Below are 25,608 nucleotides of genomic sequence, written 5' to 3' on the forward strand. Positions count from 1 at the left end.
CGGTGCCACACGTGCAAGTCGCCGTCGTCGGCGCCGGAATCATCGGCTGCCTGATCGCACGCGAGGTGACCCGGCGCCACCACGACGTCTCGATCGCGCTGCTCGACCAGGACATGGTCGGCTGCGGCGCGAGTCGGCGATCGGCCGGCCTGCACATCCCGCGCGGCGGGTCGCCCCGGATCCGCGAGATGACCCGGTACAGCCAGGACTACTACGCGATGTTGCGGCTGACCCGGCCCACGCTGCCGATCCAGCCGATCGCGATGACCGTGGTCTCGGCCGAGGAGACCGACGAGAGCCTGCGCCGGAGCTACCTGCCGAGCGCCGTGCCGACGCCCACCCGGACGCCGCCGTGTTCGGTGACCCGGCTGCCCGAGGGGGTGCCCGCGTGGAGCGTGCGCGGCGCGCAATACGCGGACGTGCCCGCGCTCACCCTGGCGCTGGCCCGGGAGTTGCGGGCCCGGGTGGTCGTACGCGAGAGCACCCGGGTCACCGCCGTCGACGCCGGCGCCGGCCGCGGCGTCGAACTGCGGCTGGCCGACGGGGAGTCGCTGACCGCCGAGCGGGTGGTCCTGGCGCCCGGGCCGTGGCTGGCCGGGCAGCCCTGGTCGCCGTGGGTCGCGCCGCTGGGCATCCGGGTGAGGAAGATCGTCGCACTGCACCTCCACCGGCCGCCGGCCGCCTGGGACGGGGCGGTGGTCTTCCAGGACGAGGACGCCTTCCTGCTCCCGCTGGCCGGGACGGGCCGGTGGCTCTACAGCTACCCGTGCGCCACCTGGGACGTGGACCCCGACACGGTCGGCCGCGGCCTGACCCCCGACGACGCGACGGAGGCAACGGAGAGCCTGCGCCGCACGGCCCCCACGCTCGCCGATGCCGGCGGCCTCTCCGGCCGGGTCTTCTGCGACGCCTACGGCCCGACGGGCGAGCCGATCATCGAAGTCCTCGACCCCCGGGGCCGGATCGTCTTCGCCGGCGCGGCGAGCGGCCTCGGCTACCGCCTGGCCCCGGCCATCGCCCGAGCCACCACCGAGGCCCTGTTCTGACCGGGCCCGGGTACGGGGAGGCCGACGGCGAGGCCGACGGGGATGCACGGGGCGCAAGGGCGTCCGGGCGCAATACCCGTATGCTCCCCGGCTCCGCACTGCTCCCGTCCTGCTCGCCAGCAGCGCGGTGTTCGATCCTGTGGTATCGATCCTGTGGTGCCGATCCTGGTGCTGTTCGCGAGTCTCCTGCTCGCGGTATCGGCCCGGCGGTGTCGGGAGCCCTGTTCGTCAGCCGACCGCCCACGGGGGCGCCCGACCCGGCTCCGCAGCCGGACGCCCCGCCGCCGTCGCCGCTCAGTCCAGGCGTACGCCCGCCCACGCCAAGTCCGCCGCGATCGCCGCCCGTTGCGCCGCGTCCGCCGGCACCAGCGGCAACCTCGGCGCACCCACCGCCAACCCGCGCAACCCGCACGCGGTCTTCACGAAGGCCACCCCGCCGACCCGACCCAGCGCCCGATACACCGGCAACAGCTCGAAGTGCACCGTCCGCGCCGCGACCACGTCGCCCGCCTCGAACGTGTCCAGCAACGCCCGCAACCGGTCGCCCACCACATGCCCGATCACGCTCACGAACCCCACCGCGCCGACCGACAACCACGGCAGGTTCAGCGGATCCTCGCCGCAGTAGTACGCCAGTTCGGTCTCCGCCATCACCCGCGCCCCGGCCAGGAAGTCCCCCTTGGCGTCCTTGACCGCCACGATCGCCGGATGCTCGGCAAGCCGGAGCAGCGTGTCCACCTCGATCGCCACCCCCGCCCGCGCCGGGTTGTCGTACAACAACACCGGCAGATCGCACGCGTCGGCCACCCCGGTGAAATGCGCCACCAACCCCTCCTGCGCGGGCCGCGAGTAGTACGGCGTCACCGCCATCAACCCGTGCGCCCCCGCCCGCAGCGCCTGCCGGGCCAGTTCGCGGCTGTGCGCGGTGTCGTACGTCCCCACGCTCGCGACCACCGTCGCCCGCTCCCCCACCGCCTCCACCACGGCCCGGACCAGCAGTTCCTTCTCCCGGTCCGTGGTCGTCGGCGCCTCCCCCGTGGTGCCGTTCACCACCAGGCCGTCGTTCCCGCCGTCGACCAGCGCGGCGGCCACCTCCTGCGCCACCTTCGGGTCGAGCCGCCCGTCCGTGTCGAACGGCGACAACATCGCGGTCAGCACCCGCCCGAACGGCCGCCCCGGCAACGGCGTCCGGCCGCTCATCGCAGACCCGCCGGCGAGCCCGGTCGCAAACCCGCGTGCTCGGGCCGCAACTCCGCGATCGAGCCCACCCCGAGCAACTTCATGCTCCGGACGATCTCGGTCCGCAGGAATATCCACCGCCCACTGCACGCCGCGCTCCGGGTGCCCACCTCGGCGATGGTGTGCGCGGCGGCCAATCGGCGTTCGGTGCCGTCGAGTACGAACGGGCGCGGACGCAGGATCCGAGCGAACTCGCGCGGACGGGGCAGCCGACGTGTCGTTGTCGTCGGTTTCGTTTGCTTCGTCTCCTTCATCTGCTTCATCTCCTTCATCTGCTTCGTCGTTGTCACCATTCGGAAGCCTCTCTCACCGGTTCGCAGATCCGGTGTCGGCTCGGCCCGTCGGGCCACGCTAGCCGAGCAGCACCATGGCCAGTAGGGCGCCGGTGGGGTCGAATCCCCTTCGCCGGTCCGCAAGTTGGGGATCGGCGCAGGTCCGGGCCGGGCGCGTGGCGAATGCCCGATCGGTAACACCGGAGCGACGGCGGCAGGCGGTTCGCGGCGCTACCTTGGTGCACGCTCGGAACCGACACGGCCCAGGGAGGGCGATCGCCGTGCAGCGACGGCAGCGACGGTGGACAGGACGACCGGCTCGGTGGACCCGTACGTGGTGTCGCGGGGACGGCGGTCACGCGTGGTCACACCGACGGCCCGATTCCTGACCCGATGAGCACCTCCGAGGAGCGCGGCCCCGAACTGGCGACGGAGCAACTCGCGCTGATCCTGCGGGCGTTGGCGATCGGGAGCGAGCCGGAGCGGGGTGCGCACCGGCGCCGTCCGGGGTCGGGGTCGGCCTCGGGGTCGCGGCCGGCGGCCGGGGCGGGGCAGCCGCCGCTGGTGGAGTACCTGGCGATCCTGCAAGCCCGCGTCGAGGCGCCGGCGCGGGAGGGAGGTGGAGCTCGGGCCGGCGACGGATCCGCGGCCCGGTACGGGGCTCGGTACGGGGCTCGGCCCCGCGACGAAGCCCGGCTCCGCGAGGAGACCCGGGCTCGCGACGAGGCTCACACGCGCACCGTCCACCGCCGATTCGCCGACGACCTGCGACGTCGCCTGGTGGCCACCGCCGAGATCGACCGCGCGCCACGCCCCGACGCGGTCGGCGACCCACCCCCGCCGTTCCCGTTCACCGCCCTGCTCGACGGGCTGCCCGCGGACGTCCCCTACCGGGCGTTGCCCCCGGCCGCCCGGGAGCGCTGGGCCCGGGCCGTCGCCACGCGACACGCGGCGCGCGAGGCGTACTTCGAGGCCGCCCCCGAGCCGCGCGACGAGGACGCGTGGAGCCACGACCGCTGGTTGTGCGACCGCATCCGTACCCACCGCCGGGCCTCGTTCGACGCGGCCCCGGACCACCGCGCCGCCCACGCCCGCATCGTCCACGAGCTACGTGCTCTGCGCCGAGGCGAACTCCCCGACCCCGCCGCCCCATAGGCCCGCCACACCTCACCCGGCGGCGGCGTACCACGCCCGCACGGCGAAGCCGATCCACTCCGGGTTGTCCCACGTGCTCCACCGCGCACGAGCGTCCCGGTCGATCACCACCACCGCGTCGTCGACCGAGACGCCGGCCGCCCGCAGCCGCTCGACCTCATCGCGCACGTACGCGAGGTATCCCCGGACCTCCCGAATCAACGCTCCGTCGCCAACCTCACCGTGCCCGGGCACGACGATCTCCGCCTCGATCGCCGACAGCCGATCCAACACGTCGATCCACGCGGCGCCGTCGACGTCGGTGTCATGCGGCGGGAAGTACGGCGCGATCGGGAACATCCGCGTCTCCACCAGGTCCCCCGTGAACAACACCTGCCCGTCGACGAGCACGGTCTGATCGGACGTGGTATGCGCCGGCCCCACCCCACGCAACACCGCCGTATGCCCGCCGAGGTCGATCTCGGCGTATCCGTCGTAGACCACATCGGGGTCGACCAGCGTCACCCCGTCCAGCCCGGCGGCGAGTTGCGGACTCAGCCCGGCGAACATCGCGAGGTAGCCGGCACCCTTCCGGCGCAGCTCGTCCCGCTGGGCCCGGTTGTAGACGATCGTCGCCGCGCCCTTGAACGCCTGTGCCCCGAAGCCGTGTTCGGGGTGGAAGTGGGTGATCGTCAGGTACAACGGCCGGTCCCCCGCCAACCGCCGAGCCTGCTCCAGTACGTAGGCACCGTTGCACGGCCCGAGACCGGTGTCGATCACCAACGCGGCCCGCTCGCCCACCACGATGCCGATGTTCGGCACCAGCGGCACCCGACCGTCCGGGATGACGAACACACCCTCGGCCACCTCGACCGGCTCGCCGCGCACCACCGGCGGCGGCGCGTCCGACACGTCCGGCAGGGCCGACTCGGCGCCCGCCGTATTCCGGGCGTTCGCGGCGTCGGCGGCGCCGGCCGACCCGGATCCGAGATCCACAACACACATCAGCAACACTCCCCATCTGATCACTGTTCAGATAGCAACGCCCCGACCGTAACACCGACCACCCCGATCCGAACACCGTTAAGATGGCGAGCATGGCAACCGGGCGCTACCACCACGGCGAACTACGCGGCGCACTCCTCGACGCCGCCGAGGCACTGGTCCGCGAGCGCGGCGTCGAGGGCTGGTCGTTGCGCGAGGCCTCGGCCCGGGTCGGGGTCAGCCCCAGTGCCGCCTACCACCACTTCGGCTCCCGCGACGAACTGGTGGGCGCACTGTCCCAGCGGGTGCTGACCCGCCTCGGCGAGCGGCTGCGCCGAGCCACCGCCCGCGCCGCCGGCACCGGCCACCGGCGCCTGATCGCCTACGGCCGCAGCTACATCCGCTGGACCCTGGACGACCCGGCCGTGGCCCGCCTGGCCTTCGGCGCCGGCCGCACCACCCCCCGGCAGCCCGTCTCGCCACACCCCCACGACGTGCTGGCCGGCGAACTCGACCGCCTGGTGCAAGCCGGCGAACTCCCCGAAGCCGCCCGCCCCGGCGCCGAGTTCCTCGTCTGGTCGGCCGTGCACGGCCTGGCCACGCTCCTCGCCGACCACCTGATCCACCTCACCGGCCCGGCCGAGGTGGACCGCCAGACCGAACGCCTGATCGGCGCCGTCCTGCTCGGCCTGTCCCACCAGTCCGCGCCCGACACCCCCTGGCCGACCCCGACCTCACGCCATTCGAGAGGCCTGGCCACGCCGTAGATGCAGATGGCCGTCGAGCGGATAGGTCGGCGGCCACGGCGGCAGGATCCGGTCGAACCGGTAGCCGCCCTTCTCCGCGACGCGACACGAGGCCACGTTGTCCACCTGATGCAACAGCCGCAACGCGGCCAGCCCTTCGTCACCGAACGTCGCGAACGCCCATGCGGTCAGCGCCTCCAACGCCCGCGCGGCGACCCCGCGCCCCCGCGCGTCCGCCACCGTCCAGTAGCCGACCTCGGCAATCCCCGCACCGGCCGCGACATCCTTGACCACCACGGTGCCGACCACCCGCCCATCCTCGACCACGGCGAACCCGAACCGATCCCCCGCCGCCCACCCGCGCCACTGGGCCCGCACCCACTCCTGCGCCGCCGCACGATCGTCCGGCGGCGCGTCGGTCAACCGCCGCACCTCCGGATCCCGGTACGCCTCGACCACCGCATCCGCATCCGCCAACCGCCACGGCCGCAACACCAGAGCGGGCGCCCCCGGGGTCACCACGTCCACCGCAACCGCAGGCGCCCGCAACGCCCGCCCGGCCCAGTCGAACACCGCCACCGAACTCTCCGGCGCCGCCCACCCGTTGATCACCGCGAGCAGCCGCAGATACCGCTCCCGCCGCGGATCCCCCATCCGCACCAGCCGGTCCACCAACCGCCCGTCGTCGAACCCGGCCCCCACGAACCGCGCGTACTCGGCCCGCAACTCACCAATCACCCCCACCGCCCGAACCGACTCCGCCGCCACCCCCGCCACCACCAGCGGCCCGACCAAATCCCGCACCACCGCCCCGAAATCCCGCCGCAACCCGCCGCCGGCCGACTCGGCCGCCAACTCCTCCGCAAGCCCCCGAATCAACTCGCGAAACTCCGTGTCCCGCGCCAACTCGGCCAGTTCCACCCAGGCCCGAATCTGCTCCGGCGCGGGATCGGCCGGCAGCTCGGGCGTCATCGTCCGGATGATCCCGACGAACGCCGGCTCACCCCCCAACCCGCCGAAGGCCGCGTCGAGAAAATCCCCCACCAACCGCTGCCGCTCGACCTCCGACAACCGCGCCAGATCATGCATGAGACTCATCTCCTCGGGTGTGGACTCCCGCTCCGCCACAGCGGCCAACACGGCGCGGCGCAACCGCAGAATCCGGATCTGTACGTCCAACGCCTCGCCATGGACGGCGGCCACCTCGGCCAACGAAAGCTCCCGATCGACGACCTTACGAATCGTCGCGAGATCCAACCCCACCTCACGCAACGTGCGCACGAACGCGACCCGCCCGGCAGCCTCGACGCCATACCGCCGATAGCCACCCGAAGTACGCCCGACCGGCGCCAGGATCCCGAGATCGGAGTAGTACCGAATCACCTTGACCGAAACGCCGGTCCGCCGAGCCAACTCACCGATCGACCACAACCCGCCACCGTCCATGCCCCCACCCTGCCGTCTCCCCCGACGGGAGACTCAAGCCCGCACGAGCAACCTGTTCGGATCGCCGATGTCGATCCTGAGGATGTCGGTCCCCGGGCCGCGCCACGCGACGCCCGACCCTCCGACCCTCCGGACGTCCGGCCGGGTGACGCTCGACGGCTTGCCCCAGCGCACGGAACCTGCGGGATTCGCTGCCGAAGAATGGTTCCTGCAACGGGACTTACAACGGAGTATGGGACGGGGACCGCTACGGAAGCTGCAACGCGATCTGCTACGGGATCTGCTACGGACCCGGCATGGAACCCGGCATGGAACCGGGTACGGAACCCGCAACCAACCCGGAACGTGGCGGTGTTCCCCAGCACAGCCGCGAAACGGGCCCGAAACCGGCCCTAAACCGACCCCAACGGCCCCAAACCGGCCCGAAGCCCGGCCGACCGCGCGCCGTACGTCCGACCCTAAGCGCCCCCGATCCCCGTCACCCGCAGTGACATTCGGCCACCCGAGGGATTGTCGGGCAGCCGACCCGCACCGCCGGCGACGACGCGGACCGGCAGGCCCGCGCGGAGCAGTGGCCGGCACAGCAGTGCGAATCGGTGATATCCACCCACCGTGGGGCAACGAATGTGCCCGCCGCGCGCCGTACTTCACCGAGGCGGGCCACGCTCCGGGGTTCGCGGCGCAATGTCCGGCGCGTGCGGCGCGTGCCCCGGCGTCGCCGGGCGCGCGGGGCGTTTACGCTGGTGGGGTGGAATGGTTCGGCGACTCGCCTCCCCCGGATCTGGACCGGCAACTCGTCCCGTTCGGGTCCCTGTTCCCCTTGCGCGCCCCGGGCGATGCCTGGCGACCCACCCCGCGCTCGGCGGCATTGCTCCATGCGACGCTGGGCATCCTGGCGGACGAGGTGGACGACGACGTATACCGGCATGGGCCGGACCCGGTGCTGGCCGGCCGCGAGGGGCGGTGGAGCGTACTGCATCGCCTGCCGCGCGAGACCTGGACGGTGGTCACCGCGTGGCGTCGTTCCCTGGCCAATGCCCTGGACCTGCTCGCCGCCGACCTGGAGGCGGGCCGACTCCCGTTCCCGCGCTGCCTGGCCGAGCACCACGCACTGCACCTGGGCCTGACCGACGCCGCCGAGGCGCTCGCCACCGACCCGGACCTGGTCGCCGCGGACAATGCCCACCTGCCGGCCGACCCCACCGACTACGACTGGCACGGCTGCCGGCGCAGCCTGATGACCACCCGCACCACCACCGGCGTACCCGCCACCGCGTGGTTCCTGCCGTTCCCCGACGTGGAACCACGAGGTGCCGGCAGGCAGTAGCCCGAGACCGCCGGCCCCACACACGCACAACCCACCACTCTCTACACATCAGTCGAGAAGTCGGGACATCAAGGAGCCGAGAGGTCCCGATCGCCGATCAGTGGTGGAACCCCGCGACGTGCCGCTCCGCGGGCAGCGGGCCCTCGAGCAGGTCCAGGTAGCCGACCGCGTCGCGGATGTCGTCGAGCAGCGCGCGGGCCAGGTCCATGCCCAGACCGTTGCGGACCACGATGCGCTGTACGGTCGTGTCCGCCAGGTTGTCCGGCAGCGAGTAGGCCGGGACCTGCCAGCCCTTCATCCGCAGCCGGTCGGACAGGTCGTACAGCGTCCACCGGTCGGTATAGCCGCCCGTGAGCCGCCACGCGAACACCGGGATGTCCGATCCGTCGTTCCACAGCTCGAACGCGTCCATCTCGCCGATCGCGCGCGCCAGGTACATCGCGACACCCTGCGAGGCCTTCTGCACGTCGTGGAAGCCGCTGCGGCCGAGGCGCAGGAACTGGTAGTACTGCAACAACACCTGGGCGCCCGGCCGGGAGAAGTTCAACGCGAAGGTGGGCATGTCGCCGCCGAGGTAGCCGACCTTGAAGATCAGGTCCTCGGGCAGCCGGTCGGTGCTGCGCCACACCACCCAGCCCAGGCCCGGATAGACCAGTCCGTACTTGTGGCCGGACGTGTTGATCGAGTGCACGCGCGGCAGCCGGAAGTCCCATTCCAGGTCCGGTTGCAGGAACGGGGCGATCATCGCGCCGGACGCGCCGTCCACGTGGATCGGGACGTCCAGGCCGGTGTCCCGCTGGATCGTGTCGAGGACGGCGGCGATCGCGGCGACCGGCTCGTACATCCCCGTGTAGGTGACGCCGAGGATCGCCACCACGCCGATCGTGTTCTCGTCGACGTAGGAGGCCAGGTCGTGGCCGTCCAGGGTTTGGTGCTCGTCGCTGATCGGGACATAGCGCGGCTCGATATCCCAGTAGTTGCAGAACTTCTCCCACACCACCTGGACCGCCGAACTCATGATCAGGTTCGGCCTGTCGGTCGGCTTGCCCACCGCCCGGCGGGCCTGCTGCCAGCGGCGCTTGAGCGCCAGGCCGCCGAGCATGCACGCCTCGGAGGAGCCGACCGTCGAGGTGCCGATGGTCTGTTCCGGGTCCGGCGCGTTCCACAAGTCGGCGAGCATCCGCCAGCAGCGCGTCTCGATCGCCGCCGTCTGCGGATACTCGTCCTTGTCGATCATGTTCTTGTCGAACGCCTCGGCGTACAGGCGCGTCGCGTGGTCGTCCATCCAGGTGCCCACGAAGGTGGCCAGGTTCAGCCGCGCGTTCCCGTCGAGCATCACCTCGTCGTGCACGACCTGATACGCCGTCTCCGGCAACATCGACTCCAGCGCCATCCGGAACCGCTCGACGGCCCGCGCCTCCCCCGGCCGCGCGAACATCGGATTGACCCCGACCACGTGATCCGCCGACATGTACCGCTCCGCTCCATCGAAGAAGGGCCAGGACGCCCCGCGCTCACGCCCGGTACCCCAGGTCGCAACACACGCAACCCGAACGGGTGGCCGCTACCGCCGACCGGGTCACGACGGCCGCGCCGCCCCGGCGGTTGTCCCCCGCCCCGGTCGGTCGTCAGTCGTCGCGGCCGACGGTGCCCAGGAACGTCTTGACCGTGTCGATCGGAATCGCGAAGCCGATGCCGACGCTGCCCGCATCGGTACCGCTACCGGTACCGGCGGCCCCGCCGGCACCGCCCCCGGCACTGCCCCCGGCACCGCTCGGGTCGGCGCCGGCATCGTAGATGGCCGAGTCGATGCCGATCACCCGGCCGGACAGGTCGACCAGCGGGCCACCCGAACTGCCCGAGTTGATCGCGGCGTCGGTCTGGATCGCGGGGTACGTCAGCGTGTTCGCGGCGCCGCCCGCCGGGTCGTCCGACGACGCGCCGATCGCACCGTCCCCGGACACGGTGACCTCACGGTCGACGGCGCTGACCACGCCGGAGGTGACGGTCCCGGTCAGGCCGAGCGGCGAACCGAACGCGACCACCTTGTCCCCGACCTGTACGGACGCCGAGTTGCCGAGGGTGGCCGGGGTGAGCCCGGGGACGCCGCCAACTCGGACCACGGCGAGGTCGTGCGCGGCGTCCGCGCCGATCGCGGTGGCGGGGGCGGTCCGGCCGTCGGCGAATACGGCGGTGATGCTGCCGACCCCCGCGCCGGCGACGACGTGGTTGTTGGTGAGGATCCGCCCGGCGGTGTCCAGTACCAGGCCCGAGCCGGTGACCGAGCCGCGCCGCGTGGTCACCCGCAGCTCGACCACACTGGGCTGAACGGCCGCCGCCACCACGGCGATCGGCGTACCGGTCCCGGTGGCGGCCGCATTGCGGGCGGGCGCCCCGGATACCGTCTGCGGTGTCGCGCGGTCGCCGTCGCCGAACCCGCCCACCGCGACCGCACCCACGAGGCCGCCCACCAGCCCGGCCGCCACGGCGGCGGCGATCAGGACGACCGAGGCGCGCCGCACCCGACGACGGGGCGGGAGCGGCCTCGGAGGGATCGTGGGCATCGACGGAATGGGCGGGATAGGCGGGATAGGCGGCTCGTGGGTCCTCGCGTCCTCAGGCGTCATACTCACGACTGTCGGGTGCGCGGATGAAGAAAGCCTGAGAACGGCCTCAGAGTCCACACAGAACGAGCCCGCCGAATCGCTCCCCGGCCGGGTGCGGCCCGGCCGGGCGACGCTCGACCGGAGGGCACTCGGCCGGAGGGCACTCAGCCGGAGGTGCTCACCCGGACGCCGGCTCGATCGCCAGTGCGTGTCGGAAGATGTCGTGTGGGTCCCAGCGAGCCTTCACCCGTTGCAGGCGTGGGTAGTTGTCCTTGTAGTAGAGGGTCGACCAGGGCACCCCGGAGGTGTTCCACGCCGGGTCGGCCAGGTCGACGTCCGGGTAGTTGATGTACGCGCCGTCACTGACCTCACCGGGCACCGGGACGCCGCCCGTGTCGGCGTAGACGTCGCGGTAGAAGGCGCGGGTCCACCCCACGTTGGTCGCGTCGTCCCGCTCGTCGATCCACAACGTCTGGTAGACCGCCTTCATCACCACGTCGCGCTGGGCGATCGCGGTGTCCCCGGGGGCCACCGCGCCGACCCGGCCGCCGTACCCGACGAGCAGCATGCCGGCGTGCTGGGCGGTGGTCGGGGTGGTCAAGTAGCGGTGGATCGTGTCGAGTTGGCCGTCCGTGAAGGAGCGGCGCAGATAGCCGGCCTTGATCTTGTACCGGCGAGTGAACACGTCACCGGGCTCCCCGGTGCCGGGCCAGGTCGTCGCGTGCACCCACGGCATGGTCCGGTGGTCGTTCAGGAGCGGCTCGACGTTCGTGCCGTCCCTGACCGCGAGGATGAAGTCGTCGACCAGGCCCTCGGCGTTCGGGAGATCGGCGTCGATCTGCACGACCATGGAGAACTGCTTGGCGCTGCGGTGGGTGGGCAGGAGGATCGCGTACAGACCGGCGTTCGGCGACCCGGGCGCACTGTTGCGCTCGTGCCAGGTGCCGAAGTTGCGGAGCAGCGTGGTGAACACGTCCTTGGTCATCCTGTCGTCCCAGGCCCAGATCACCAGGTATTCCAGCATGTTGCGCGGCGCGGGCGGCAACATCCGGGTGGGGTCGGCGCTGCGGCCGACGTTCGGTGAGCGCAGCCAATACCGAGTGACCACGCCGAAGTTCCCGCCCCCGCCGCCCGTGTGCGCCCACCACAGGTCGCGATGCGGGTCGTCGGGCTCACGGGTGGCGACCACCACGCGGGCGTCGCCGTCACGATCGACCACGACCACCTCGACGCCGTACAGGTGGTCCACCACCGAGCCGTAGCGCCGGGACAGCGGCCCGTATCCGCCGCCGGCCAGATGCCCGCCCGCGCCCACCTCGGGACAACCACCCGCCGGGATCGTCACGCCCCAGCCCTTGAACAGGGTGCGGTACACGTGCCCGAGCGTGGCCCCCGGCTGCACCGCGAACGCGCCGCGCGCCGCGTCGTACCCGACGGCGTCCATCGGCGCCAGATCGAGCAACATCCGTACCCCCGGGTCCGCGCTGAACCCCTCGAAGCAGTGCCCACCGCTGCGCGCCGCGATCCGCCGCCCGGTACGCACCGCGTCCCGCACGGCCCGCAACACCTGTTCGGTCGACCCGAGCACCCGAACCTCGTCCGGCTGCCCGACGAACCGGAAGTTGTTCCCGCGCAACAGCCCGTCGTACCGCGCGTCCCCCGGCCGAACGGTCACCGGCCCGAACGCCGTGGCCGCCGGGGACGCTGCGGACATCGATTCGGCCGCGCCGTCGGCCACCGCCGAACCCACCGGGCCGGCCGACCCGAGGGCGACCCCACCGGCCACCGCCGCACCGGCCCGGGCGATCAACCCACGACGACCGATCGAGCGGGAATTCGCATCGTCCACCACAGTCACTCTCCCGTCCGGCCGGCAACCCATCCGGAACCGCCGGCACCGTCAAGAACTCGTGGAACCTCGGCAATTGTTCACGATGACGCAGCCGACAACCGTCGATTCGAACCTCATCGAATCCTTTGCCCCCGGGAGGAGTACTTCCGCATGCTCGTTGCGTCGACCGTACGTCGACCGTAGCCCCGGGCAGGCCGGGGCATCGAAGTCGAAGGAGGAGAAAATGCGGATCAACTTCAAGTCCGCCGCAGTGGCCGGCGCACTGGCGCTGGCCACCGCGGTCACCACCTCGGTCGTGACGGCTTCACCGGCCTACGCCGGCTACGGCTGCACCGGTGGCGACGGCTGCAACCACCAGACCGGCATCGCCTTCGACGACAGCCAGTACGTTGCCAACAAGAGTTTTTGGGGGCCGTTCACCGTCTTGAAGATCCAGACGGACGGCAACTTCGTGCTGTACTGCCAGGGCCACGGCTCGAGTCGTGCGGTATGGGCTTCGGGCATCAACGTCAACCCGATCGCCGCCAAGGTGATCTTCCAGCGGAGCGGCAACATCTCCACCTGGCAGTACCACTACAGCACCCACGACTACCCGGTATGGGATGCGACCTGGATCTCCAGGACCGACTACCAGGGTTCCTGGCAGGCCCTCGTGCAGGCCGACGGAAATTTCGTCATCTACAACAACAACCGTGACCCGATTTGGTCATCCCAGACCTACCACGCCTGCCCGGGAACCGAGGGTTACTGGGGCTGAGGGGCCTGCGGGTCAAGGAGACTCGCGGTGGCATCGCGGTGCCAGGTGTGGGCGTCAAGTAGGTTCCTCTCTCGGCAGTTCGGCAGTCCGGCGGTCCGGCGGTCCGGTCGTGCGGCCGGGCGGCCGGGCGGCCGGGCGGCCGATCGACCATTCCAGGAGGAGAACATCATGGCGACCACCACTCCCACCGTCGGCTACGCGTCGGTGAACGGCATCGAGATGTACTACGAGGTGCACGGGACCGACGGGCCGCCGCTGGTCCTGCTGCACGGTGGTGCGCTGACGATCGAGTCGAGTTTCGGTGCGTTGGTGCCGGCGCTCGCCGCGACGCGTCGGGTGATCGCGGTCGAGTTTCAGGGGCACGGGCATACGGCGGACGCCGATCGTGAGATCACCCTGGCCGCGTTCGCCGCCGACGTCCTTGCCGTACTCGACCAACTGGGCGTCGAGCGGGCCGACTTCGTCGGGTTCAGTCTCGGCGGGCTGGTCGCGCTGGCCACCGTGACGCGCCATCCGGAGCGGGTGGATCGCCTGGTGTTGTTGTCGACGCAGTATCGACACGACGGCTACCACCCCGAGCTGGGCGCACCCGAGCAGACGTCGCGGCGGTTGCCGACCGAGGACGACTACCGGGTGATGTTGGACGCGTATACCCGCGTCGCCCCCGACCCGAGCGGCTTCCCGACCATCCTGGACAAGGTGAAACCGCTCGCCCAAACCTTCGTGGAGTGGACCGACGACGAGCTGCGCGCGATCACCGCCCCCACCCTTCTGGTCCTCGGCGACACCGACTTCGTCCGGATCGAACACGCCGCGCGCATGCATGAGTTGATCCCGCACGCGCGGTTGGCGATCCTGCCCGACACCACCCACTTCGGCATGATCGGGCGGGCCGAGCTGCTGATCCCGCTCGTCGACCCGTTCCTGTCGGTGGATTCCCGGTAATCGAGTCGGCGGCGCCCGGCGAGGTCGCGCACGATCCTCGCCGGGCAGCGGCCGAGCACGGCCGGGGCCCCGGGGGCCGCCGACCGGGGAGTTCAGCTCCAGGTGAGGCCGGCGGGCTCCTGGATCGTGGTGTTGATCCGGTTGAAGAAGTTGGTCGTGGCGATCATCAGAATGATGGCGGCCAGCTGCTGCTCGTCGAAGTGGTCGGCGGCCTCGTCCCAGATCGCGTCCGACACGGCCTGACCGGAGTGGTCGGCCAGGCGCGTGGCCGCCTCGGTCAGGGCCAGTGCGGCGCGCTCGCCGTCGGTGAAGAAGGGCGATTCGCGCCAGGCGACCACCGCGTGCAGGCGCTGGTCGGTCTCCCCGGCCTTCTTGGCGCTGTCCACGCCGCCGAACACACAGGCCGCGCAGCCGTTGATCTGGCTGGCGCGCAGGTGCACGAGTTCCAAAATCTCCTGGGGCACGCCGCCCTGGGACATCGCCTTGTAGAGGTTCTGCACGGCCGTCATCGCGTCCGGCAGGACCTGTGCGGGGTTCTTCATGCGAGCGGCGTTCATGATTCTTCTCCGTTTCGTGGTGGACGACGGGCGGGCGGTTGGGGTCCGCACCGGCCGGATATCGTCCTTCACTGCACTGACGGAACGGCACGTGGAGATGTGACAGGTGAGCGAGAAAGATTTCCTGGCGCAGCGATTCGAGGAGTCTCGGCCGCAGCTGAGCGCGGTGGGCTATCGCATGCTGGGCTCGCTCGCCGAGGCGGAGGACGCCGTACAGGAGGCGTGGTTGCGGCTGAGTCGCACCGATGTCACCGAGGTGGCCAACCTGGGCGGCTGGCTGACCACGGTGGTCGGCCGGATCTGCCTGGACATGCTGCGCTCGCGCAGCACGCGGCGGGAGGATCCGCTGCCGGACGACGACGGGTACATCCGGCTGCCGGACCCGATCGTGAGCAGTCCGGACGGGTTGGATCCCGAGCAGGAGATCCTGCTGGCCGATTCGGTGGGTATCGCGCTGCTGGTGGTGTTGGAGACGCTCGCGCCCGACGAGCGGCTCGCGTTTGTGCTGCACGACATGTTCGGGGTGCCGTTCGACGAGATCGCCCCGGTGCTGAGCCGTACGCTCGCCTCGACCCGGCAGCTGGCCAGTCGGGCCCGCCGCCGGGTCCAGGACGTGTCGCCGGCCCCGGAACCGGACCCGGGCCGGCAGCGTATGGTCGTCGACGCGTTCCTCGCCGCGTCGCGTGGTGGCGACTTCGAGGCGCTGGTCGCCGTACTCCACCCGGACGTGGTGGCCCGCTCCGACGGCGGAGCGCTGCGCCCGAGTCTGGTCCGGCGGGGCGCGGTCGTGGTCGCGTCGCAGGCGATCAGGTACGCCCGCTTCGCCGAGGTGGCCCGCCCGGCGCTGATCAACGGCACACCGGGCGCGGTCGCGATGGCCCACGGCCGGCCGCTGGCGATCATGGCCTTCACGATCGACGCCGGCCGGATCACCGCCCTCGACTTCCTCACCGACCCGGACCGCCTGGCCCTGCTCGACCTGAGCGTGCTGGACGGCTGAGCCGCAGGCGGACCGGTCGGACCGGTCGGTGCGGTCGGTGCGGCGGATGTACGGGTGTACGTCGGTACGGGTGTACGTCCGCCGCACCACCCGGCGCCGCACCATCCGGCCCCGCGTCGGTTCGGGTTGCCAAGGAACTCCGCTCAGCGCAGCAGGTGGTCGAGTACGAGCCAGCCGCCGATGCCGATCATCGCGGCGCCGGACAGTCGGCCGATGTGCCGGGCGGCGTCGGGGCGTTCGGCCAGGACGGCGTGGGTGAGCCGGCCGATACCCAGGTAGAACGCACCGCAGGTGGCCAGGTAGGCCAGGCCGAGGACGCCGATCTGGGCGGCGATCGGCCAGGTGCCGTGCGGGTCGGTGAACTGTGGGAGCAGGGCGACGAAGACCAGCAGGCCCTTGGGGTTGAGGCCGCTGACCCCGATCCCGCGCCGGAAGATGTGCCAGTCGGTGCCGGCCGGTCCGGCGTCCGTCGGTCCGGCCTCCGTCGGGACGGCGGGTGGCGCGGCGGGGCGGGCGAGGGTGGTCACGCCCTGGTGGATCAGGTAGAGGCCGCCGACCAGGGTGAGCCCGGTCAGGATCCGCGGATTCTCCGCGACCAGCGCACCGACGCCGGCCGCGACCACGACGGTGACCATGGCGTAGCCGACGACCAGCCCGCCCACCGCCGGATACACCGCCCGGCCACGCAACCCGGCACTGATCGTGAAGGCCCAGTCGGCGCCCGGCACGACGATGAGCAGAAAGGCGACCGCCCAGAAGGCGAGCACGGACCCGACGGCCATGGGCATCTCCCGACCCGACACAACGGTTGACGGTAGGAGAATAATCTCGAAGACCCCAAAAGTGCTGCCAACTTTCACCCCAATAAAGCCCCCTCATGGAAGAATCTTCCACATGGATGCGATCGACCACAAGATTCTTGCCGCGCTACAGGAGGACGGCCGCCTGACAATCACGGAACTGGCCGCGCGCGTGGGCCTGAGCCTGTCCCCGTGCCACCGTCGGCTGCGCGAGTTGGAGCGCAACGGCACGATCCGCGGCTACCGGGCGATCGTGGACGCCGCCGCGATCGGCCTGACCTTCCAGGCCCTCGTGTTCGTCACGATGCGTCAGGAGGACCGGGACACCCTGCTGTCCTTCGAGGAGGCGGTGACCCGGATCCCGGAGGTGGTCCAGGCCCAGCGGCTCTTCGGCGACCCGGACTACCTGCTGCGCATCGTCACCGCCGACCTCACCGCCTACCAGGAACTCGAGGACGACGTGCTGTCCGCGCTGCCGGGCGTGCAGCGCCTGAACTCGACCCTGGTGATGAAACACGTGGTCGACGAACGCCCCCTGCCCACCACGGCAGGCGTCGGCCGCGACTACGGGCGCGGTACGCGGCTGTAGTCCTGGCCGGGGATCTCGATCAGCGCGTGGGTCGGCGCGATCTGCAGGTGATGGGCCCCGTCGATCTCGTAGCCGCCCGGAACGCCGTAGCCGGCCCAGACCGGCAGATCCACCCGCAGCGCCCAGGCCCCGGACGCGGTCCGCTCCCACCGCAGCACACGACAGAGCAGGACCCCACGATCCTCCGGCTGCCGAACCCAGATCCAGGTCCCCTCCGAAGGCGGCAACGGCCCGGCCGCCACCTCGACCGCCGCCGCACGGGCGGCCGATGCCCGGGTGGCATCCACACGCTCGGCCAGACTCGCGCGACCACCGGAGAACGACGCCTCCAGCTCGTCGACGTCCCGCGAATTCCTCATACCGATCATGGTAGCCCCGTTTCGAACCAATTTCGAACATCTGTTCGCATAGGTGGTCGGGGCGGGTGGTCGAGGCGGGCGGTCAGCCGGCTGCGGTCAGCCGGCTTCGGGGTGGGCCGGATCGGTTGCTGCTTGGGTCAGGTGGTCGAGGACCAGTCGGCCGCGGGGGGAGATCCGGTAGCCGACTTCGAGGCTTTCGGTGAGGCCGCGTTCCTTGAGCTTGCGGACGTCCGCCTTGAACCGGAGCCGTTCCCGGCCGACCCGTGCGGCCAGGTCGCCGGCTCGGACCGCCGGGTTTCGGGCGATCAGGCGCAAAATCTCGGTGGTCCACGGTCCGCGACCGCTGCGTGCGTCCAACCGGCCCAGCCCGGCCACGATTTCGTCCAGGTCCGCAGCGGACAGGTCGGTGTCCGCGCGCAGTTCGGTACGCGGATCCGCGCCCGCGAAGCGCAGCCCGATCCGGTACAACTGCCGGTCCTCGCCGGGCCGCTGACGGGCCAACAGCTCGGCCCGGTCGGCGTAGCCCGCCCGCCGAGCGTCCCGGTCGGTCACACTCGCCTCCGCGACGACCACCACCTCGCCGACTTCCAGGACGCCGACCCTGGTCCGCAACGCGGTACCGGTCCGGACGGCGGGCCTGCGCCAGCGCCGGAAGGCCAGATCCAGCTCACCCGCCGCAAGCCGATCCAGCGAGTCCTGTGTGAACAACACGGCAACTCCGAGTTCGTGAGGAGCGCACCCGACGCCATGATCAACCTCGCCGGCGGTCGCCGCCCGACACCACGCCGCGCCCATTCCGGTGACGGATGCGGAGACTGTGCGGGTGAGGATGACGCGGCGCCTCTTGCTCACCTGGATCTCCCCCGGCCCTCCCGGGCTCGACACGACGAGCGCCCGGAAGCGGGTCGGGTCTGCCATTCGGTCACCGGGCCGCGCAATCGCGGGTCCCGGGGCCGGCCCGCCGAGGCCGGGTCGGTGCGCAGTCGGGCGAGGAACAGGTCGAGCGCGGCGCACAGTTGCGCCGTACGCAACTCCGCAAGCCGCGCGGCGATCTCCGGCGGGGAGTTGCGGCACGCGGTGAAGACGGCGCCGGTCGGCGTCCGCCGCAAAGTCCGCTGCGGAGTCCACCTCGGAGTCCGCCGGAGACTGGTGACATGCCCCACCTCGTCCGGCATACTTCCGACTCATGTTCCTTATCGGTGTCCTCTTCGCCATGCTCGTCCTGATCGGGCTGCCGATGTGGGCGCTGCTGGCACTCGGCCGCTACCTGTCCCGAATCATGTAGCCGAATCATGTAGCGGCGGAGCCCGCAAACCGCCACCGACCGGTCACGCTGGGTGAATGACCGAGAACAGCACGCCCGAGAGCCCCGAAGCCGGCGCGGACGAACGCAGCCCGGACCGCCTGATCGCGCTGTCCGACGGGATCTTCGCCATCGCGATGACCCTGCTCGTCCTCGACATCCACGTCCCCCCGGGCCTGCACGCGGCGCAATTCCGGCACATGGTCGGCGAGTTGCTGCCCAACCTCGGCGCCTACGCGTTGAGCTTCGCCATCCTCGCCGGCTTCTGGCGCGACCACCGTCGAATCCTGCACCTGGCCCGCGCGGCGGACGGCCGGCTCGTCCGCCTCACCCTGGCCGGCCTCGGGGTGATCGCGCTGCTGCCGTTCCCGACCACGATGTTGTCCGAGTACGCCTCACAGCCCCTGGCCGTGGCCATCTACGCGGGCAACATCGTGGTCATCGACCTGTTGCACCTGGCCCTGTTCCTGGCCATCCGCTACCGGCCCGGCATCGCGTACCCCATCTCCGTCCGCCGGGCCCGCGCCATCACCGCCGACCTGGCCTCGACGATCCTGGTCTTCGGCGCGACGATCCCGATCGCCTTCGTCTCCCCCACCGCCGCGCTGTGGACGTGGTTGACGCTGCTGCCGATCAGGCTCGCCCTCGGCCGGGCCAATGCCACTCACCCGGCCGGCGCCGGCTGAGCCCCGGCAGCGGCGTCGGCTGCCGTCTCGATCAGTTCGAGGAGGTTGCCTTCCGGGTCGGCGATGTAGGCGTAGCGCATGCCCTCGGTCACGCCGGGCGCCGGGGGCGATACCGGGGTGGCCCCGCAGGCGCCGGTCAGTCGGGTGAACTCGGCGTCCAGGTCCGGGACTTGGATGGCGAGGTGGGTGAAGGTCTGGACGGCGGTGGCGGCGAAGGGGTCGGCGGGCGCGGCGGGGGTCGAGCCGGGTCGTTGCACGAACTCGACCCGCAGGCCGGTCGTACCGCTCAGGACGACGGTGCGCACGCCGGCCTCGGGCAACTCCAGGCGCTCGTCGACGTGGGTGAGCCCGAGGGCGCTGCCGTACCAGGCTTCCTGGGCCGTGAGGTCGGCGACCGACAGGCTGACGTGGTGGAACCGGGCAGTGGTCATGGCAAGCTCCCATGGTTAATGCCTCTTACCTGGTAAGTAGTGTTAACCTTAGCGCCATGAGCCCTCCCGTCAAGCGGCGACCCACCGGGCAACACCACGGGGATCTGCGCAACGCCCTGCTGCGCGCGGCCCTGGACCTGGTCGCCGAACGCGGCCCGCACGGCTTCACCCTGGCCGAGGCGAGCCGCCGGGCGGGGGTGAGCGTCGCGGCGCCGTACAAACACTTCGCCGACCGCGAGGCCCTGCTGGCCGAACTCGCCACGAGGGGCTACCGCGAGCAGCGCGACCGCTTCGCCGTCGCCGTGGGCGCCGGCCCGGACCCCGCCGCACAACTGGCGTCCTTCGCATCCGCCTACGTCCGGTTCGCCGCCGAGGAGCCGGCCCTGTTCGACATCACCTTCAACGCGGGCCTCGACAAGTCCGGGTTCGCCGAGCTGGCCGCGGCCGGCGACGAGGTGGCCGGCCTCCTGCTGCCGATCGCCCGCCGGCTGGCCCCGGACCCGGACGCCGCGTACGACCTGCTGCTCCGCGTCGCCGGCGCCGCACACGGCCTCGCGGTATTCCTCCGCCAGGGCCTGTTCGGCGTGGGCGGCGAGGCCCTCCCGGACACGGAGGACAGAGCCGCCCGCACGGCGCTCGCGATCACCCGACAGCAGCCCACCGGGCAACCCCCCACGTGAGCCGCCGCCGCACGGCTCACCTCCGGTAGTCGGCCCAGGCCCGGGCCGTGCGCAGCAGGTGGCGGCCGGCCGGGCTACTTCGCGTCTCGGCGCGGTGGGCGCAGCGCGTTGGTGACGACCCGGTCGGCGGCGCGCTGTTGGGACAGGATTTCGGGCAGGCTTCCGTCGAGGCCGAAGTTCATCGAGACGACCGCCCCGCGTCGACCGTCCTCGGTGACGCCGACGGTCACGATGGATCCCGTGTCGCCGCCGTCGTGGCCCCAGTAGCGGCCGCCGCCGGGCAGCGGTCGAGAGACCAGGCCGAGGCCGTATCGGCCGTCGGGCCAGATGCACTTGACGGCCTCCCCGCTGACCGCCCGGGTGGTTTTCATCGCGGTCAACTCGGCCGGGCGCAGGAGGCGTCCGCCGAGGAGGGCCCGGAAGAAGACGTCGAGATCGCGGGTGGTGGAGACGATGCCGCCCGCCGGGTAGGCGGGGATCTGGGAGGTGACGTCGACGAGTTCGCCGTCGAAGCGCTGGTACTGCGTGGCGTGCGGCAGCCGGATCTCCGGCGAGGTCCCGGGCCAGTAGGTGTGCCGCAGGCCCAGCGGCCGGAAGATCCGGCGGTCGAACTCGCGGTCCCACGGCTGCCCCGTGACACGTTCGATGAGCAGTTCGGCGATCAGGTAGCCGGTGTTGGAGTAGGCCCAGTTCGTGCCGGGCTCGAAGAGCTGCCCCAGGGCCACCCCGTCGGCCACCGACTTGTCGATGGGGTCGGGCCGATAGCGCATCTCCAGGTACTGCGCCTTGGTGTTCCACGACGGCATGGCGTCCTGCAGGCCCGAGGTGTGCTGGAGCAGTTGCCGGATCGTGATCGGGCGGCCGGCCACGATTCCGGGCAACCATCGTTCGACCGGGTCGTCGAGGCCCAGGCGTCCCTCGCCGACGAGTTGCAGGACCACGGTCGCGGTAAAGGTCTTGGACACGCTGGCGATTCGGAAGGCGCCGTCGGCGGGGATCGGGCTTCCGGTGCGCACATCGGCGACGCCGACGCGCGCCGCGTAGCTGACCCGGCCCGTCGTCGCCCGCGCCTGAACGGCCGGGATGCCCAGGGCCGATACCGCCTCGGCATCACGACGCAGCAGCGGATGGTCGGGTACGTCCGAGTCGTTGGCGATGTCGTGCGCCGCCGGGTCGCCGCCCGCCGTCCTGCCGATCGCGGTCGGGGGGCACGGTGACGTCGCCTGCGCGCCCATGGCGGGGGGCGCGATCAGGGCGGCGGCCGCGGTGGCGCTCAGTGCCAGTGTCAAGGTGAGTGGAATGGTGTGCAGGCGGTTTCGCATGTCCGGAAAGTTAGCCGGCGTCGAGCCGGCCGCCGATACCGCAGGGCGGAGGTGTGCTGGTACAGCCTGCTGTAGTGCCGGGTCATACCGCCATCCGCATACTGATCGCCATGTACAAGTATGGATCGAACGCGTTGCGTGCGTGCGCCTATCTGCTCGGTAACGTGCCCACCGCGCTCGGGGGTCTCTTCTTCCTCCCCCGCCCGGGCGCGGTGGACAACTGGGCGGACAGTCGGCGGACCGCCGCCCGGCGATGGCTCGGCGTATCGAATGATTCGTCCGATTCATCCGATTCGTCGCCGACCACGCGCCGTTGGCTGGCGATCAACACGCTGATCGGCGTACCGGCGGGCCTGATGGCCCTGCTCGTGGCCGGCAACCTCGTCGTCGGTGTGCTCGGCACGACCGTCTGGTGGGCGTTTCCGCGCGCGAACCGCCCGCGGTTGTGGGTGGACTTGCCGATCGACGGCTGGGCCGACGCACTGTCCCTCGGCATCGTCCAGGTCGTCGTCCTCGGCGCGGTGGCGTGCTTCGTACTGCCGCCGCTCGCGCGGGCGCACACTCGGCTGCTCGCGCCGTCCCGGGCGGAGCGGTTGGCGGTTCGCACGGCGACGCTGACCCGGACCCGAGCCGACGTCCTCGACGCGCACGGCGCGGAACTGCGCAGAATCGAGCGGGACCTGCACGACGGCACGCAGGGCAGGCTGGTCGCGATGACCATGGAACTCGCCCTGGCGCGGCAGGCGGTGCGCGAGGAGCCGGAAACGGCCGAGGGACTGATCGAACGTGCACACGCGAGCGCCGAGGCCACACTGGCCGAACTCCGGGACGTGGTGCGCACGATCTACCCGCCGATCCTCGCCGACCGGGGGTTGTCCGGGGCGTTGAGCGCGGTCGTCGCGCGGTCGGCCGTGCCGGCCCGGCTCGATCTGGGCGAGTTGGGCAAGATACCCGCCGCGGTCGAAACGGTCGCCTACTTCACCGTCGTCGAGGCGCTGACCAATGCGGCCAAGCACAGCGCGGCGTCCGCCGCCACGGTCGTGGTCGAACGTACGGACGGCCGGCTGCGGATTCGGATCACCGACGACGGGTGCGGCGGCGCCGACGAGGCGCGCGGCACCGGGCTGGCCGGAATCCGTCGTCGGGCGATGGCGCTCGACGGCGAGGTCACCGTGGACAGCCCGGCCGGCGGCCCGACGGTCATCACCGCGGAGTTGCCGTGCGTCTGGTGATCGCCGAGGACAACGTGTTGCTCGCGGAGGGCCTGCAACTCATCCTCGCCAGGCACGGCTTCGAGGTGGCGCACGTCGCCGAGACGGCCGACGGCCTGCTCGCGGCGATCGAGGAACACCAGCCGCAGGCGGCCATCGTCGACGTGCGTCTGCCACCTTCGTTTCGCGACGAGGGCCTGCAGGCGGCGATCGCCATCCGGCGACGTCGGGCGGACTTCCCCATCCTGGTGTTGTCGCAGTACATCGAGCAGACCTACGCGACCGACCTGCTGTCCACCGGGCACCACGGCGTCGGCTACCTGTTGAAGGACCGGGTCGGCCGGGTCACCGAGTTCGTCGACGCCCTGCGCAAGGTCGCGGCGGGCGGCATGGCGCTCGACGCCGAGGTCATCGCGCAGGTCGTCCGCCGTCGGGACGATCCGCTGACCACGCTGACCGCACGTGAGCGGGAAGTCCTCGGCCTGATGGCCGAGGGCCTGGACAACACGACCATCGCCGCGCGTCTGCGGGTGTCGGACAACGCGGTGCAAAAGCACATCGGCAACATCTTCGCCAAGCTGGGCCTGGCCGTCACCGACGCCGGCCACCGCCGAGTACTCGCCGTCCTCACCTACTTGGACGCATCGCCCCGCTGACGGCCGCGGACAACCGACCCCGTGGCGGCCGGCCCACCGGTCGCGGCCGGCCGGGTGGTTACCCGTCGGCTCCGAAGCCTCCGTCCTCTCCCAACGATGGGCGCCGAGCGACCCTGAACCGGCGGCCCGTCGATGCCTATGGCGCAAGGACGAACGAGCCGCGGTGGATGGTCAGGATGCCCGCGTCGAGGGCGATCGCGAAGTTCAGGGTGCGGGTCAGGCCGTCGGTCAGGAGGGCGGGGAGGGTGGCTCCGCCATCGCCTGCACCGGTGGCCATGCGGGCGCCGATGTTCTCGAACCAGCGACGAACCCAGGCGGTCTCGTCGACCCATTCGAGGAGTTCGAAACCGCCGGCCCCGATCGCGGCGCGCAGTTCGTCGGCCGTGACCAGATGACTGTCGGTACCGTCCAGCGACCACGGCAGCGGCGGGGTCGGCTGCGTCTCGCCGCCGAGGCAGACCTCGAAGGTCGCGAACCGTGCTCCCGGTCGCAGGCGCCGGCCGATCTCGGCGAAGTAGGCGTTCTTGTCGGCGATGTTCATCTGTACATGCATCGTGTAGGCGGCGTCGAACCCGGCACCGGCGAAGACGGCGATGTCGCCGCGGAAGAACCCCACCTGCTCGGCGAGTCCCGCCGTGCGGGTCAACTCCCGGGCCGCGTCGACGTAGGCGGGGGTGATGTCGACGCCGACGACGGTACAGCCGCTGTTGCGGGCGACCTGCCGGGCCGGGCCGCCGAGTCCGGAGCCGACGTCGAGCACAGTCATCCTGGGTGCCAGGTGCAGGCCGGGCAACATCCGGTCGACGGCCTCGGACCCGCCGGCGTGGAACTGGTCGAGCCGGTCCCACTGTTCCCGGGTCAGCACAGCCAAGTCGTCGCCGGCGAGGCGCTCCATCGAGGCGACCAGGTCTGTTTCGGCGTAGGTCATGACGTTGCTCCCGATCGAAGGAGGTCAAGGGGGTCAAGGGGGTCAAGGGGGTCAAGGAGGTCGATGAGCGGCGCCGGGGTGCCGACGATCCGCAGGCCGAGGTCCGCGGCCTGTTCCGGGGTCAACCGGCCGGACAGGACCGCGCCGACGAGCGTCGCTTCCCCGGACAGCGTGACGTCGGCATTCGGGGCCGGGCCGCGACGGATCTCGAAGGTGCCGGGCCGCAGGATCGCGTACACGGCCTCGCCGCCGGTCTCGATCCCCACCACGACCTCGGTCTCCGGGGCGATGTGCGGCGACAGCACCAAGCCGGCGAACAGCGCGGACCACTGCGGCTGGACCGCGTCGCCGTCCTCGACGCCGCCGTACATGCGCTCCAGTCCCCAGCGCGCCAGCGCGTCCACGACGTCCCGCAACTCGCGGCCCCGGTCGGTGAGTCGGTACAGGACGGCGCCCACCGGGGGCGGCGCGTCGTACCGCTCGACCAGGCCCTCGGCCTCCATCGCCTTGAGCCGCTCGGCGAGCAGATTGCTGGCGATGCCCGGCAGTCCCCGCTTCAGGTCGCTGTACCGGCTGGGCCCCAGGGCCAACAGTTCGCGAACGATGAGCAACACCCAGCGTTCCCCGACGACGTCCAGCGCGCGGGCGACGGAGCAGTACTGCCGGTAGCTCTTCATACCTCTACCGTAGACACGGCGGTGGAGAAACGAAAGTTGCTGGTTGAAAAAATAA

Annotated in this window: 28 protein-coding genes and 1 pseudogene; 12 read left to right on the forward strand and 17 right to left on the reverse strand. The window is 71.4% G+C overall.

Annotated features, from left to right (window positions below):
• Positions 1-2 precede the first annotated feature (2 nt).
• A complete protein-coding gene (locus tag ABIA38_RS31675) occupies positions 3-1,046 on the forward strand; it encodes an NAD(P)/FAD-dependent oxidoreductase (protein ID WP_424642322.1) in 1,044 nt (347 codons plus the stop codon).
• A gap of 294 nt (positions 1,047-1,340) precedes the next feature.
• On the opposite strand, the gene dapA is transcribed toward ABIA38_RS31675, so the two are convergent.
• Both dapA and ABIA38_RS31685 read right to left on the reverse strand, forming a co-directional pair.
• A complete protein-coding gene (dapA, locus tag ABIA38_RS31680; protein ID WP_424642323.1) occupies positions 1,341-2,246 on the reverse strand; it encodes a 4-hydroxy-tetrahydrodipicolinate synthase in 906 nt (301 codons plus the stop codon).
• The gene (locus ABIA38_RS31685) at positions 2,243-2,539 is read right to left on the reverse strand and encodes a hypothetical protein (protein WP_424642324.1); all 297 of its coding nucleotides are present in this window, start codon (positions 2,537-2,539) and stop codon (positions 2,243-2,245) included. The genes dapA and ABIA38_RS31685 overlap by 4 nt, the downstream gene beginning before the upstream one ends.
• A gap of 411 nt (positions 2,540-2,950) precedes the next feature.
• Here ABIA38_RS31685 and ABIA38_RS31690 point away from each other — a divergent pair, with 411 nt between their 5' ends.
• Positions 2,951-3,712, forward strand: a complete 762-nt coding sequence (locus tag ABIA38_RS31690) for a hypothetical protein (RefSeq protein ID WP_424642325.1) — start codon at positions 2,951-2,953, stop codon at positions 3,710-3,712.
• A gap of 12 nt (positions 3,713-3,724) precedes the next feature.
• Here the strand turns inward: ABIA38_RS31690 and ABIA38_RS31695 are convergent, their stop codons facing one another.
• Positions 3,725-4,696, reverse strand: a complete 972-nt coding sequence (locus ABIA38_RS31695) for an MBL fold metallo-hydrolase (protein ID WP_424642326.1) — start codon at positions 4,694-4,696, stop codon at positions 3,725-3,727.
• A 92-nt stretch (positions 4,697-4,788) separates the two neighbouring features.
• On the opposite strand from ABIA38_RS31695, the gene ABIA38_RS31700 reads away from it, so the two are divergent.
• On the forward strand, positions 4,789-5,442 hold the full coding sequence (locus ABIA38_RS31700) for a TetR/AcrR family transcriptional regulator (RefSeq protein WP_424642327.1): 654 nt from the start codon (positions 4,789-4,791) through the stop codon (positions 5,440-5,442).
• Here ABIA38_RS31700 and ABIA38_RS31705 read toward each other — a convergent pair.
• Complete coding sequence (locus tag ABIA38_RS31705; RefSeq protein ID WP_424642460.1) at positions 5,410-5,949, reverse strand: GNAT family N-acetyltransferase; 540 nt, start codon at positions 5,947-5,949, stop codon at positions 5,410-5,412. The genes ABIA38_RS31700 and ABIA38_RS31705 overlap by 33 nt on opposite strands.
• A gap of 15 nt (positions 5,950-5,964) precedes the next feature.
• Positions 5,965-6,867, reverse strand: a pseudogene (locus ABIA38_RS31710) (MerR family transcriptional regulator); the annotation flags it as partial.
• 748 nt (positions 6,868-7,615) lie between these two features.
• Here ABIA38_RS31710 and ABIA38_RS31715 point away from each other — a divergent pair.
• Entirely contained in the window at positions 7,616-8,194 is a 579-nt protein-coding gene (locus tag ABIA38_RS31715; protein WP_424642328.1) for a hypothetical protein, read from the forward strand.
• A 97-nt stretch (positions 8,195-8,291) separates the two neighbouring features.
• Here the strand turns inward: ABIA38_RS31715 and ABIA38_RS31720 are convergent, their stop codons facing one another.
• From ABIA38_RS31720 to ABIA38_RS31730, 3 genes are all read right to left on the reverse strand, one after another.
• Positions 8,292-9,665, reverse strand: a complete 1,374-nt coding sequence (locus tag ABIA38_RS31720; RefSeq protein WP_424642329.1) for a glutamate decarboxylase — start codon at positions 9,663-9,665, stop codon at positions 8,292-8,294.
• A gap of 157 nt (positions 9,666-9,822) precedes the next feature.
• Positions 9,823-10,758 carry a S1C family serine protease gene (locus ABIA38_RS31725; RefSeq protein WP_424642330.1) on the reverse strand — a complete coding sequence of 312 codons (936 nt, stop codon included), beginning with the start codon at positions 10,756-10,758 and terminating at the stop codon, positions 9,823-9,825.
• Between the two features lie 220 nt (positions 10,759-10,978).
• A complete protein-coding gene (locus tag ABIA38_RS31730) occupies positions 10,979-12,514 on the reverse strand; it encodes an FAD-binding oxidoreductase (RefSeq protein WP_424642461.1) in 1,536 nt (511 codons plus the stop codon).
• A gap of 361 nt (positions 12,515-12,875) precedes the next feature.
• On the opposite strand from ABIA38_RS31730, the gene ABIA38_RS31735 reads away from it, so the two are divergent.
• Entirely contained in the window at positions 12,876-13,409 is a 534-nt protein-coding gene (locus ABIA38_RS31735; protein ID WP_424642331.1) for a hypothetical protein, read from the forward strand.
• A 168-nt stretch (positions 13,410-13,577) separates the two neighbouring features.
• On the forward strand, positions 13,578-14,354 hold the full coding sequence (locus ABIA38_RS31740; protein ID WP_424642332.1) for an alpha/beta fold hydrolase: 777 nt from the start codon (positions 13,578-13,580) through the stop codon (positions 14,352-14,354).
• Between the two features lie 92 nt (positions 14,355-14,446).
• On the opposite strand, the gene ABIA38_RS31745 is transcribed toward ABIA38_RS31740, so the two are convergent.
• A complete protein-coding gene (locus ABIA38_RS31745; RefSeq protein WP_424642333.1) occupies positions 14,447-14,911 on the reverse strand; it encodes a carboxymuconolactone decarboxylase family protein in 465 nt (154 codons plus the stop codon).
• 106 nt (positions 14,912-15,017) lie between these two features.
• Between ABIA38_RS31745 and ABIA38_RS31750 the strand changes: the two genes are divergently transcribed.
• Complete coding sequence (locus tag ABIA38_RS31750; RefSeq protein WP_424642334.1) at positions 15,018-15,911, forward strand: sigma-70 family RNA polymerase sigma factor; 894 nt, start codon at positions 15,018-15,020, stop codon at positions 15,909-15,911.
• A 143-nt stretch (positions 15,912-16,054) separates the two neighbouring features.
• Here the strand turns inward: ABIA38_RS31750 and ABIA38_RS31755 are convergent, their stop codons facing one another.
• Positions 16,055-16,693, reverse strand: coding sequence for a LysE family translocator (locus ABIA38_RS31755; protein ID WP_424642335.1), 639 nt, complete (start codon positions 16,691-16,693; stop codon positions 16,055-16,057).
• A gap of 112 nt (positions 16,694-16,805) precedes the next feature.
• Here ABIA38_RS31755 and ABIA38_RS31760 point away from each other — a divergent pair, with 112 nt between their 5' ends.
• Positions 16,806-17,300, forward strand: a complete 495-nt coding sequence (locus tag ABIA38_RS31760; protein WP_424642336.1) for an Lrp/AsnC family transcriptional regulator — start codon at positions 16,806-16,808, stop codon at positions 17,298-17,300.
• Here the strand turns inward: ABIA38_RS31760 and ABIA38_RS31765 are convergent.
• The 3 genes from ABIA38_RS31765 to ABIA38_RS31775 form a co-directional block, all read right to left on the reverse strand.
• Positions 17,276-17,659: a hypothetical protein gene (locus tag ABIA38_RS31765; RefSeq protein WP_424642337.1), complete on the reverse strand. Its 384-nt coding sequence runs from the start codon at positions 17,657-17,659 to the stop codon at positions 17,276-17,278. The two genes, ABIA38_RS31760 and ABIA38_RS31765, sit on opposite strands and share 25 nt — an antisense overlap.
• Positions 17,660-17,755: 96 nt before the next feature.
• Positions 17,756-18,370, reverse strand: coding sequence for a hypothetical protein (locus ABIA38_RS31770; protein ID WP_424642338.1), 615 nt, complete (start codon positions 18,368-18,370; stop codon positions 17,756-17,758).
• Positions 18,371-18,507: 137 nt separating this feature from the next.
• Positions 18,508-18,768 carry a hypothetical protein gene (locus ABIA38_RS31775; RefSeq protein WP_424642339.1) on the reverse strand — a complete coding sequence of 87 codons (261 nt, stop codon included), beginning with the start codon at positions 18,766-18,768 and terminating at the stop codon, positions 18,508-18,510.
• A gap of 232 nt (positions 18,769-19,000) precedes the next feature.
• Here ABIA38_RS31775 and ABIA38_RS31780 point away from each other — a divergent pair, with 232 nt between their 5' ends.
• Complete coding sequence (locus tag ABIA38_RS31780; RefSeq protein WP_424642340.1) at positions 19,001-19,648, forward strand: TMEM175 family protein; 648 nt, start codon at positions 19,001-19,003, stop codon at positions 19,646-19,648.
• Here ABIA38_RS31780 and ABIA38_RS31785 read toward each other — a convergent pair.
• Positions 19,627-20,079 (reverse strand): VOC family protein, encoded by a 453-nt coding sequence (locus ABIA38_RS31785; RefSeq protein ID WP_424642341.1) that lies wholly within the window; start codon positions 20,077-20,079, stop codon positions 19,627-19,629. The genes ABIA38_RS31780 and ABIA38_RS31785 overlap by 22 nt on opposite strands.
• A gap of 56 nt (positions 20,080-20,135) precedes the next feature.
• Here ABIA38_RS31785 and ABIA38_RS31790 point away from each other — a divergent pair, with 56 nt between their 5' ends.
• Positions 20,136-20,759 (forward strand): TetR/AcrR family transcriptional regulator, encoded by a 624-nt coding sequence (locus ABIA38_RS31790; protein ID WP_424642342.1) that lies wholly within the window; start codon positions 20,136-20,138, stop codon positions 20,757-20,759.
• A gap of 74 nt (positions 20,760-20,833) precedes the next feature.
• Here ABIA38_RS31790 and ABIA38_RS31795 read toward each other — a convergent pair whose 3' ends face one another.
• Positions 20,834-22,081, reverse strand: coding sequence for a serine hydrolase domain-containing protein (locus ABIA38_RS31795; RefSeq protein ID WP_424642343.1), 1,248 nt, complete (start codon positions 22,079-22,081; stop codon positions 20,834-20,836).
• 110 nt (positions 22,082-22,191) lie between these two features.
• Between ABIA38_RS31795 and ABIA38_RS31800 the strand changes: the two genes are divergently transcribed.
• Positions 22,192-23,313, forward strand: coding sequence for a sensor histidine kinase (locus ABIA38_RS31800; protein WP_424642344.1), 1,122 nt, complete (start codon positions 22,192-22,194; stop codon positions 23,311-23,313).
• The gene (locus tag ABIA38_RS31805) at positions 23,301-23,948 is read left to right on the forward strand and encodes a response regulator transcription factor (RefSeq protein ID WP_424642345.1); all 648 of its coding nucleotides are present in this window, start codon (positions 23,301-23,303) and stop codon (positions 23,946-23,948) included. The genes ABIA38_RS31800 and ABIA38_RS31805 overlap by 13 nt, the downstream gene beginning before the upstream one ends.
• A gap of 136 nt (positions 23,949-24,084) precedes the next feature.
• Here ABIA38_RS31805 and ABIA38_RS31810 read toward each other — a convergent pair whose 3' ends face one another.
• Complete coding sequence (locus tag ABIA38_RS31810; protein ID WP_424642346.1) at positions 24,085-24,876, reverse strand: SAM-dependent methyltransferase; 792 nt, start codon at positions 24,874-24,876, stop codon at positions 24,085-24,087.
• Positions 24,873-25,553, reverse strand: coding sequence for a winged helix-turn-helix transcriptional regulator (locus tag ABIA38_RS31815; protein ID WP_424642347.1), 681 nt, complete (start codon positions 25,551-25,553; stop codon positions 24,873-24,875). The genes ABIA38_RS31810 and ABIA38_RS31815 overlap by 4 nt, the downstream gene beginning before the upstream one ends.
• Positions 25,554-25,608: the final 55 nt, after the last annotated feature.

Source organism: Embleya sp. AB8, from assembly GCF_049739465.1.
GTDB lineage: Bacteria > Actinomycetota > Actinomycetes > Streptomycetales > Streptomycetaceae > Embleya.